The organism is Pseudomonas sp. Q11 (assembly GCF_024494355.1).
GTDB classification, from domain to species: Bacteria; Pseudomonadota; Gammaproteobacteria; order Pseudomonadales; family Pseudomonadaceae; genus Aquipseudomonas; species Aquipseudomonas hefeiensis.
Genome location: NZ_JAKNQY010000021.1, coordinates 100,534 through 110,215, shown reverse-complemented (window position 1 = coordinate 110,215; position 9,682 = coordinate 100,534). Strand labels below are relative to the sequence as shown.

11 protein-coding genes are annotated in these 9,682 nt (G+C 59.8%); all 11 read right to left on the bottom strand.

The features are described from left to right. Positions 1 to 392: 392 nt before the first annotated feature. The 11 genes from flhB to MA884_RS20565 all read right to left on the bottom strand — a co-directional run bounded on the left by flhB (position 393) and on the right by MA884_RS20565 (position 9,582). Positions 393 to 1,529: a flagellar biosynthesis protein FlhB gene (gene flhB, locus MA884_RS20615; protein WP_256232228.1), complete on the bottom strand. Its 1,137-nt coding sequence runs from the start codon at positions 1,527 to 1,529 to the stop codon at positions 393 to 395. Positions 1,530 to 1,532: 3 nt separating this feature from the next. Continuing rightward, complete coding sequence (gene fliR / locus MA884_RS20610) at positions 1,533 to 2,315, bottom strand: flagellar biosynthetic protein FliR (RefSeq protein ID WP_256232227.1); 783 nt, start codon at positions 2,313 to 2,315, stop codon at positions 1,533 to 1,535. 4 nt (positions 2,316 to 2,319) lie between these two features. Next, positions 2,320 to 2,589, bottom strand: coding sequence for a flagellar biosynthesis protein FliQ (fliQ, locus tag MA884_RS20605; protein ID WP_047226258.1), 270 nt, complete (start codon positions 2,587 to 2,589; stop codon positions 2,320 to 2,322). A 24-nt stretch (positions 2,590 to 2,613) separates the two neighbouring features. Further along, entirely contained in the window at positions 2,614 to 3,363 is a 750-nt protein-coding gene (gene fliP / locus MA884_RS20600; RefSeq protein ID WP_256232226.1) for a flagellar type III secretion system pore protein FliP, read from the bottom strand. Beyond that, positions 3,363 to 3,800, bottom strand: a complete 438-nt coding sequence (fliO, locus tag MA884_RS20595; protein ID WP_256232225.1) for a flagellar biosynthetic protein FliO — start codon at positions 3,798 to 3,800, stop codon at positions 3,363 to 3,365. Before fliO ends, fliP begins: the two co-directional genes overlap by 1 nt. Beyond that, the gene (fliN, locus tag MA884_RS20590) at positions 3,801 to 4,259 is read right to left on the bottom strand and encodes a flagellar motor switch protein FliN (protein WP_256232224.1); all 459 of its coding nucleotides are present in this window, start codon (positions 4,257 to 4,259) and stop codon (positions 3,801 to 3,803) included. Positions 4,260 to 4,332: 73 nt separating this feature from the next. Continuing rightward, entirely contained in the window at positions 4,333 to 5,301 is a 969-nt protein-coding gene (fliM, locus tag MA884_RS20585) for a flagellar motor switch protein FliM (protein WP_003184019.1), read from the bottom strand. Positions 5,302 to 5,310: 9 nt separating this feature from the next. After that, on the bottom strand, positions 5,311 to 5,814 hold the full coding sequence (fliL, locus tag MA884_RS20580) for a flagellar basal body-associated protein FliL (RefSeq protein WP_256232223.1): 504 nt from the start codon (positions 5,812 to 5,814) through the stop codon (positions 5,311 to 5,313). A 232-nt stretch (positions 5,815 to 6,046) separates the two neighbouring features. Next, complete coding sequence (locus MA884_RS20575; protein WP_256232222.1) at positions 6,047 to 7,411, bottom strand: flagellar hook-length control protein FliK; 1,365 nt, start codon at positions 7,409 to 7,411, stop codon at positions 6,047 to 6,049. 88 nt (positions 7,412 to 7,499) lie between these two features. Next, positions 7,500 to 7,844, bottom strand: a complete 345-nt coding sequence (locus tag MA884_RS20570) for an Hpt domain-containing protein (protein WP_256232221.1) — start codon at positions 7,842 to 7,844, stop codon at positions 7,500 to 7,502. Positions 7,845 to 7,875: 31 nt separating this feature from the next. Further along, complete coding sequence (locus MA884_RS20565; protein WP_256232220.1) at positions 7,876 to 9,582, bottom strand: fused response regulator/phosphatase; 1,707 nt, start codon at positions 9,580 to 9,582, stop codon at positions 7,876 to 7,878. Positions 9,583 to 9,682 lie beyond the last annotated feature (100 nt).

The window sequence follows — 9,682 nt, the reverse complement described above, 5'->3', positions numbered from 1 at the left end:
GGAGCAAAGCTTGCTCGCGATAGCGGCGGGTCAGCTTGCAGGGATGCTGAATGTGTCGCCGTCATCGCGAGCAGGCTCGCTCCCACAGTTTTCCGAGTCATGCGCAGGCGCCGTATTCGCCCCAAAAGACCTGTGGGAGCAAAGCTTGCTCGCGATAGCGGTGGGTCAGCTTGCAGGGATGCTGAATGTGTCGCCGTCATCGCGAGCAGGCTCGCTCCCACAGTTTTCCGAGTCGTGCGCAGGCGTTGTATTTGCCCAAAAAACCTGTGGGAGCAAAGCTTACTCGCGATAGCAGTGGACCAGTCGATGCAGGTTTGACTGGCAGACCGCTATCGCGAGCAAGCTTTGCTCCCACAGGCTCTGCATCCAAGCGGAATTAGCACAGGCCCGAGTCAGGAGTCGCGCCGCAAATCCGGTGGAATCGGTAAATCCTTGAGAGGCTCGGGGCGTTTGCCCTTGCCAGCGCGGTGTTGACGGATCTGATAGACGTAGGCCAGCACTTGGGCCACGGCCAGGTACAGGCCGCCAGGAATTTCCTGGTCGAGCTCGGTGGAGTAGTAAATCGACCGCGCCAAAGCCGGGGATTCGAGCAGCATCACTTCGTTGGCTACGGCGATCTCGCGGATTTTCAGCGCCAGGAAATCACTGCCCTTGGCCAGCAACACCGGGGCATTGCCTTTATCGGGGTCGTACTTGAGTGCTACGGCGTAGTGGGTCGGGTTGGTGATGACCACGTCGGCGTCCGGAATCGCCGCCATCATCCGGCGCTGGGACACTTCACGCTGCAACTGGCGAATCCGTTGCTTGACCTCCGGTTTGCCCTCTTGGTCTTTGTGCTCGTCGCGGATCTCCTGCTTGGTCATCAGCAGCTTCTGCTTGCTCTGATACAACTGGACCGGCACGTCGATGGCGGCGATCAGAATCAAGCCGCAAGCCATCCATAATGTACTCCAGCCCACCAGTTGCACGCTGTGGATGATCGCCTGTTCCAAGGGTTCATGGGCGATGCGCAGCAAGTCATCGATATCGGCCTGCAGTACCGTCAGCGCGACAAACAGGATCAGGAAAAACTTCCCAAGCGCCTTGAGCAACTCCATCAGCGCCGTGGTGGAAAACATTCGCTTGAGGCCGTTAGCCGGGTTCATCCGACTGAACTTGGGCGCCAGGCTCTTGCCGGCAAACAGCCAGCCCCCCAGGGAAATCGGGCCGATAATGGCCGCAATCAGCAGAAAAATCAGCACGGGTTGCACAGCCAGGATCGCGATTTTGCCGGAGTGCAGCAGGTATTGCCCCATGGCGCCGGGACTGAGCAGCACCTCACGGGGCAGGGAAAAATTCAGGCGCATGATTTCCAGCAGATCCAGGGCCAGCCCGCCGCCATAAATCAATAGACCGCCCGCCCCCGCCAACATCACCGCCAGGGTATTGAGCTCCTTGGAGCGCGCAATTTCGCCCTTGTCCCGGGACTCTTTCTTGCGCTTCTCCGTGGGGTCTTCTGTCTTGTCCTGACCACTCTCGCTTTCGGCCATGGTTCAGCGCGCCTGTGCCATGTCGCGTAACAGCTGCAGGGCCTGGGTCGCCAGCGGCTGATACTGGTTGAGAATATCCCCCAGGCTGATCCAGAAAATCACCAGGCCCAGCACCAGGGTCAGCGGGAAACCGATGGAGAAAATGTTCAACTGCGGCGCCGCCCGGGTCATGATGCCAAACGCAATATTGACCACCAGCAACGCGGTAATCGCGGGCAACACCAGCACCATCGCCGCCCCTAGAACCCAGCCGAGCTTGCCGGCGATGTCCCAGAAATGATTGACCAGCATCGCGCTGCCCACCGGCAATGTGGTGAAGCTCTCGGTCAGCACCTCGAACACCACCAGGTGCCCGTTCATGGCCAGAAACAGCAGCGTCACCAGCATCGTCAGGAACTGCCCGATCACAGCACTGTTCACGCCATTGGTGGGGTCAACCATGGACGCGAAGCCCATGCCCATCTGGATCGAAATGATTTGCCCGGCCACCACAAACGACTGGAAAAACAGCTGCAGCGAAAAGCCCATCAAGACGCCAATCAGAATCTGCTCGGCTATCAGCATCAACGCACTGAGGTCCAGGGCGTTGACGGGCGGCATAGGCGGCAGCCCCGGCGCAATGACCACCGTGATCGCCAGGGCGAAATACAGCCGTATGCGGGTCGGCACAAGGGTGGTGCCAAAGACCGGCATGCTCATCAGCACCGCGGTGACACGAAACAACGGCAGGATAAATGACGCCACCCAGGTACTGATCTGGGTATCCGTCAGTTCGAGCATCGACATCAGGTCAGCCGATCAACTGTGGAATACTGCCGTAAAGCTGCAGGATGTATTCCATGAAAGTTTGCACCAGCCAGGGCCCGGCGACGATCAATGTCACCAGCATCACCAGCAGGCGCGGCAGGAAGCTCAGGGTCTGTTCGTTGATCTGGGTCGCGGCCTGGAACATCGCCACCAGCAAGCCCACCAGCAGGCTGGGGATCACCAGCACGGCGACCATCATGGTCGTCAGCCAGAGCGCTTCGCGGAACAGGTCTACCGCTACTTCAGGCGTCATATTCTTGCTACCCGCACAAATGGCCTAAACACCGCCGAAACTGCCCGCCAGGGTGCCGATGATCAGCGCCCAGCCGTCCACGAGCACGAACAGCATGATTTTGAACGGCAGGGAAATGATCAATGGCGACAGCATCATCATACCCATGGCCATGAGCACGCTGGCGACCACCAGGTCGATGATCAGGAACGGGATGAAAATCATGAAACCAATCTGGAACGCGGTCTTCAGCTCGGAGGTCACGAACGCCGGCACCAGGATAGTCAGCGGCGCCTGGTCCGGGCTGGCGATGTCAGTGCGCTTGGACAGGCGCATGAACAGTTCCAGGTCGCTGGTGCGGGTCTGGGCCAGCATGAAATCCTTGATCGGCACTTCAGCCTTGGCCACCGCGTCCTGGGCGCTGAGGGTTTCCGCCAGGTAGGGCTGCAGCGCATCCTGGTTCACCCGGTCGAAGACCGGTGCCATGATGAACATCGTCAAGAACAGCGCCATGCCGGTAAGAATCTGGTTCGATGGCGTCTGCTGCAAGCCCAGGGCCTGGCGCAGGATCGAAAAGACGATAATGATCCGGGTGAAACTGGTCATCAACATGACGAACGCCGGGATGAAACTCAGCGCGGTCATGATCAGCAGGATCTGCAGGCTGACCGAATATTCCTGAGCCCCTTCGGCGTTGGTGCCCAGGGTGATTGCCGGGATCGACAGCGGATCGGCGGCAAACACCAGCGGCGCGGCCAGCATCAGGACCACCGCCAACAGAATGCGCAATGGCATTACTTTTTATCCTTCTGCTCTTTACCCAACAGTTCCATGAGGCGCTGGGCAAACTCGGGGGTGGCCTGGTCGGTGACGGGCACCTGCACCGGCTCCTTGAGAACATGCAATGCGGTAATGGTGCCCGGGCTCAGACCCAGCAGAATCTGCTCATTGCCGACCTGAACCAGCACCAGCCGGTCTCGCGGGCCCAGTGCACGGGAAGCGACGATGTCGATGACCTGCCCCTTGCCGGCTGGCCCCGACTGTTGCACGCGGCGCAGCAACCAGGCCAGGAAGAAGATCAACCCCAGCACCAGTAGCAGACCAAGCACCAACTGCGCCAGTTGCCCGGCTATCCCGCCACCCGCCGCCGGAGCAGCAGCTACGGTGGCTGCCGGTTCGGCCGCCAGCACGCTGAACGGCAGCATCAAGGCTGTTGCGAAAAAACCTTTCACTCAGCGCAGCTTCTTGATGCGTTCGCTCGGACTGATCACGTCCGTCAAGCGAATGCCGAACTTCTCGTTGACCACCACGACCTCGCCATGGGCGATCAGCGTGCCGTTGACCAGCACATCCAGCGGCTCGCCAGCCAGGCGGTCCAGCTCGATCACCGAGCCCTGGTTGAGTTGCAGCAGGTTGCGAATGTTGATGTCGGTGCTGCCCACTTCCATGGAAATCGACACCGGGATGTCGAGAATCACGTCCAGGTTCGGTCCGTCCAGCGTCACCTGTTCGTTGCTTTTGGGCACGCTGCCAAACTCTTCCATCTGCAGTCGGCTGGAAGCGTGAGCACCCGTGTCGGCCGCCAGCAAAGCGTCAATGTCAGCTTGTCCGGCGTCGCCGGTTTCTTCCAGGGCTGCTGCCCATTCGTCGGCCAGCGCCTGGTCATCCTGGGTGTTCATATCGTCAGCCATCATTTGTCCTCGGCGGGCAAAAAATCAGTTAAAAACGTAAAATCCGTTACAAAATTAAAGAGTTCGACACCGCTCAGCGGCGTTCGATCGGCTCGATCACTTGCAATGCCAGGTTGCCTTTGTGAGAGCCCATCTTGACCTTGAAGGCCGGTACACCGTTGGCGCGCATGATCATGTCTTCAGGCATCTCGACAGGGATAATGTCCCCCGGCTGCATATGCAGGATGTCCCGCAGGCGCAGCTGACGCCGGGCAACCGTCGCGCCGATCGGCACGTCGACATCCAGCACATCCTGACGCAAAGCATTGATCCAGCGCTCATCCTGATCGTCGAGGTCCGACTGGAAGCCGGCGTCGAGCATTTCCCGTACCGGCTCGATCATCGAGTACGGCATGGTCACGTGCAGATCGCCGCCACCGCCATCGAGTTCGATGTGGAAGGTCGAAACCACAATGGCTTCGCTCGGGCCGACGATGTTGGCCATGGCCGGGTTCACTTCAGAGTTGATGTACTCGAAGTTCACTTCCATGATCGCCTGCCAGGCCTCCTTCAGGTCGACGAAGGCCTGCTCCAGCACCATGCGCACTACCCGCAGCTCGGTCGGGGTGAATTCACGCCCTTCGATCTTGGCGTGACGACCGTCGCCGCCGAAGAAATTGTCCACCAGTTTGAACACCAGCTTGGCGTCGAGGATGAACAGCGCAGTGCCGCGCAACGGCTTGATCTTTACCAGGTTGAGGCTGGTGGGTACATACAGCGAGTGCACGTACTCACCGAATTTCATCACCTGCACACCACCGACGGCCACATCGGCCGAACGGCGCAGCATGTTGAACATGCTGATGCGGGTGTATCGGGCGAAACGCTCGTTGATCATTTCCAGGGTCGGCATCCGTCCGCGAACGATGCGATCCTGGCTGGTCAGGTCGTAGCTTTTGACGCTGCCCGGCTCAGCAGCGTTTTCGGTCTGCACCAGGCCATCGTCGACACCATGCAACAGCGCGTCGATTTCATCCTGGGACAACAGGTCCTGCACGGCCATGTCGGGTTCCTACTGCAATACGAAGTTAGTGAAGAGCAACTGTTCGATCACCACTTTGCCGAGCTCTTTTTGAGCCACTTCCTGCACGCTGGCCGTGGCTTGCTGACGCAGCATTTCCTGGCCAACGGGCGTGGCCAGGGTGTCGAAATTCTGTCCGGAAAACAGCATCACCAGGTTATTGCGGATCAGTGGCATGTGTACCCGCAGCGCTTCCAGGTCAGCCTGGTTGCGGCCCAACAGGGTGATACTGACCTGCATGTAGCGTTGACGACCGTTCTGGGTGTAGTTGGTCACGAAAGCGGGTGCCATCGGCTCGAAAATCGCTGGCTGCTTACCCACCGGCGCAGCTTCGACTGCCACGGCCGGCTTGCTTTGAGCATTGTGCATGAAATACCAGGTTGCCCCCACGGAGACCCCCATGGCCAGGAGCAAGCCCACTACGATCAAGATGATCAGCTTGAGTTTGCCCTTGGTTGCCGGGTCTTTTACAGCTGCTGCTTCGCTCTTCGCCATGCCAATAATCCGTCACTAATCGGGGTTTTCACTGTTGCACGGCAAGGCTGGAGCAAGTGTTATGCCAGAAGTGTTGGGGCAGGATCACGATTCGGATGCAATCTTCAGAACGCCATAAAACCAATGTGGGAGCGAGCCTGCTCGCGATAGCGGAGTGTCAGTCACCCATTTTGGGACTGATTCACCGCTATCGCGAGCAGGCTCGCTCCCACAGGGGGGGGGCATCTTGGGGTCAGGCGTAGAAATCGACCGCACTGGTGCCGATCACGCTGGTGGCAGTGGCTGCTACTTCAGCGATGCTGGCTGGCAGGTCTTCTTCTACCGAATCCACACGTCCACCAGACGAGGTTGTACGTCCAGCCTGAGCCTGTTGCTGCGCTTGCTGATCCTGCCCCTGGGAACCACGGGATTGATCAGACACGCTGACGTCGACCTGGCCCATGCCTTGTTGGGCAAAACTGTCGCGCAGGCGATGCATCTGGCCTTCGAGGGCTTCGCGAACGCCAGAGTGAGCACTCATGAATGTGACTTGGGTCTGCTGGTCCGGAACCATGTTCACCCGGATATCCAGGCGACCGAGTTCGGCCGGCTGCAACTGGATATCAGCCGCCTTGAGGTTGACGCTCGACAGGTACATCACCCGGTTGACCACTTCTTCGGTCCAGCCGCTCTGATTCATGGCGATAGGCTGATTGACCGGTATCGCATTGGCGGTCTTTGGCGTGGCGGCCTGGGTTAGCGCTGCCAGACGGTTGGCAAAATCATCCACTCGGGTATCGCTGGAGGCGGCGGTCAGATCCTTGAGGCCCTCATTGATCAAGCCGCCAAATGCCTTGTCACCGCCCTGGCTGCCGGGGCCGGTACTGTTTTGGTCAGCCTGCACGGTGAGCATGCTCGCCATGCCAGCGGCAAAGGTCTGGGCTGATGTCGGCTCACCGTCGAGCGATGCCGGGGCAGGTGTCTTGGACTGCGCCTGGCTGGCAGCAGAAACATGACCGCCCTGCTCCATCGCCAGGCGCAAGGCTGGCAATGCATCGAGCGGATCGGCGGCCGGATCGAATTCAGGATCGACCGCAGCCGCCGAAGCCTGGGCTGAAGCGGTCATCGGGACAACCGGATTCGCAGCGGCTTGAGGCACTGTCGCGACCACCACGGGCGCGGGTTCCGCCTCGGCTGCAGCGACTGGTGTAACCCTATCCGGCAGCAACGCGGGATCCACTGTCGGATCGCCTGGATCAGCTTGCGCAACCGGGGTTTCAGTCGTGTCGGCGCTGTCGTCACTGGCCGCCTTGTCATCAGCCGTTGGTGGTTTGTCGGCGGGCAAGGATTTGCCGCTATCGGCAACCGTCGGCTCGGAGGCGGCAGCCGTTTCGTTGCCGTCGTCCTTTTTGACGGTGTTATCTGAGGCCTTGTCGCGCCCCGGTTTAACCGATGGCTCGGGAGCCGCCGATGATTTGGCGGGCGCCTGACGGGCGAAGACCTGGGCGAAGCTAGAGGCTTTATCCCCGAATTCCGGGGCCGCTGCCGGTGAATTGACGGCGGCCTGAGGCTTGGCCTGAACGGCGGCCTGAAGCAGTGTATTGGGCGTTACGGGCATAAAAAGGTCTCCGCTGCACTGGAATCATAGGTACAGGCGAGACAGGACAATGCAAGGGCCGGGCCAATGTATCGGCAACGGTTGAATTTCAACAGTGGAAGCCTTCACGCTCTTCCCGGCATAGCTTTCGAACGTGAGCGAACTCACTATCAATTTCGCTGACCAGTTTCTCGATTCCGCCCAACGACGGCTGTTTGGCACGCTGCTCCAACTCACCACACAACTCTGCGAGACGGATGGCGCCCATATTGCTGCTGCTGCCCTTGAAGCTGTGGGCCGTGGCGCCAAGCTTCTCCGCGTCCCGAGCTTCATGCAGCACACGCAGGCGTGCTTCGGAATCGTTGAGAAAGGTATCCAGCAACTCCAGATACCCGTCCTCCATGACTTCCTTCAACGTACTCAGTACGTCGCGGTCCAGATGAATCTCACTCACTTGTTCGCTCCCTGATCAAGAATGGCGCCGATTATGCCAGAGCCTCCCAGAAAAACTCCACGTGCGCACTACGACCATCGTCGGACCAGCAGGCTTGATGACTCAACTGCCGCACCAGACTGACGCCGCGCCCCGACAGCCGGTTACAGTCCAAGGGGCGCGCCAGCACCCGATCGACATCGAAGCCCTGGCCACTGTCTTCGACTTCAATGACCAGGCGACCACCTTCACCGTGAGGCGTGACGTGAAAATGGACCCGCACATGCCCGGTATTCAGTTCATCCAGGCGCCGATTGCGCTCGCTGTAATAACGGGCGAAGCCCGACGCATCACGCTTGATGCTCGAATCGAGCCCCAATACGCCATGCTCCAAAGCATTGGAGTAGAGCTCCGACAGCACGCTGTAAAGGGCGCCACTCTGAGCCCTGAGCCCATGAACCTCAAGCAACAACTGCAACAGGTACGGCATCGGATTGAACCGCTTGAGCGTCTGCGCCCGGAACTCGAACGTCATCGACCAGTCCAGTGGACTGGACTGGCCGCTATCGGAATAGACCGGCGGCGGCGGGTTGAGTTGCGTCGGCGCGACCAAGCGCACCTCGACCATACTGAAGTCATCCCGCGGTTCGCCGCGAAAATCCCGCAGGGCCTGCTGGATGTCTTCGAAAAGACAATCGGGTTCTCGATTGGCCGCAAATACCTGTTGTAACCGCTCAACGCCAAACAGTTGCTCACTGTCGTCAGCGGTGTCGATCACACCGTCGGACAACAGGAACACTCGATCACCCAGCGACATGGCGTGCACTTCAGTGCGGTCATCGAATAACTGAGGAGTGAGCACGCCCAGCGGCAAGTGCCGCGCCGGCAATGGCGTACGCACGCCGCTGAGGCTGTCATGCAGGTAGCCATCGGGCATGCCGCCGTTCCAGACCTCCACCGTGCAGCGCTGGAAACTCAGGCATAACAGCGTCGCGCAGCAAAACATGTCCACCGGCAAGATACGCTTGAGCTTGGCATTCATCTCTCGCAGGATCTGCGCCAGGCCATACCCTTTGGCGGTCATCCCGTAGAACACCTCCGCCAGCGGCATCGCACCCACCGCGGCCGGCAAACCGTGTCCGGTAAAGTCCCCCAGCAGGATGTGCATGTCGCCGGCCGGATTGAACGCGGCCAGCAGCAAATCACCGTTGAACAGGGCGTAAGGAGATTGCAGGTAACGTATGTTCGGCGCGCTCAGGCAGCCAGAATGGGCGATCTTGTCGAACACGGCCTTGGCGACGCGCTGCTCGTTGAGCAGGTAATCATGGTGCCGGGCGATCTGGTCGCGCTGCTCCACGACGGTGGCCTGCAACCGACGCAAACGGTCCATGGCCTTGATCTTGGCGGCCAGGATGACCTGGTTATAGGGCTTGGCCAGAAAATCGTCACCGCCGGCCTCCAGGCAACGGGCCAGGGCCTCACTCTCGGTCAAAGAGGTGAGGAAAATGATTGGAACCAACTGTTCCCCGGCCAGCTGCTTGATCTTTTGCGCCGCCTCGAAACCATCCATCACCGGCATCATCGCATCCATGAGCACCAGGTGCGGACGCTGTTCGATATAGATCTCGACCGCCTCTGCACCATCGGCCGCAGTGAGGACGTGATGGCCCTGGCGACGAACAATGGTCGACAACAACAGCCGGTCAGCGGCGCTGTCTTCGGCAATCAGGACCGTCAGCGGCTCGAGGTCGGGCAACATGGCTACGGGTCAGGCTTTGCCTGGATGAAGCTTGTCCTGGGGATGACTTGCCTGTGGCTTGCCTTGCTCTTCGGCGCTGTCTTTCACAACGCCTTCTTTC

What these genes read in the sequence shown, in the direction of transcription:
- flhB (WP_256232228.1), bottom strand. Translation starts at nt 1,529, where the DNA reads ATGGCCGAAAGCGAGAGTGGTCAGGACAAGACAGAAGACCCCACGGAG.
- fliR (WP_256232227.1), bottom strand. Translation starts at nt 2,315, where the DNA reads ATGTCGATGCTCGAACTGACGGATACCCAGATCAGTACCTGGGTGGCG.
- fliQ (WP_047226258.1), bottom strand. Translation starts at nt 2,589, where the DNA reads ATGACGCCTGAAGTAGCGGTAGACCTGTTCCGCGAAGCGCTCTGGCTG.
- fliP (WP_256232226.1), bottom strand. Translation starts at nt 3,363, where the DNA reads ATGCCATTGCGCATTCTGTTGGCGGTGGTCCTGATGCTGGCCGCGCCG.
- fliN (WP_256232224.1), bottom strand. Translation starts at nt 4,259, where the DNA reads ATGGCTGACGATATGAACACCCAGGATGACCAGGCGCTGGCCGACGAA.
- fliM (WP_003184019.1), bottom strand. Translation starts at nt 5,301, where the DNA reads ATGGCCGTGCAGGACCTGTTGTCCCAGGATGAAATCGACGCGCTGTTG.
- fliL (WP_256232223.1), bottom strand. Translation starts at nt 5,814, where the DNA reads ATGGCGAAGAGCGAAGCAGCAGCTGTAAAAGACCCGGCAACCAAGGGC.
- MA884_RS20575 (WP_256232222.1), bottom strand. Translation starts at nt 7,411, where the DNA reads ATGCCCGTAACGCCCAATACACTGCTTCAGGCCGCCGTTCAGGCCAAG.
- MA884_RS20565 (WP_256232220.1), bottom strand. Translation starts at nt 9,582, where the DNA reads ATGTTGCCCGACCTCGAGCCGCTGACGGTCCTGATTGCCGAAGACAGC.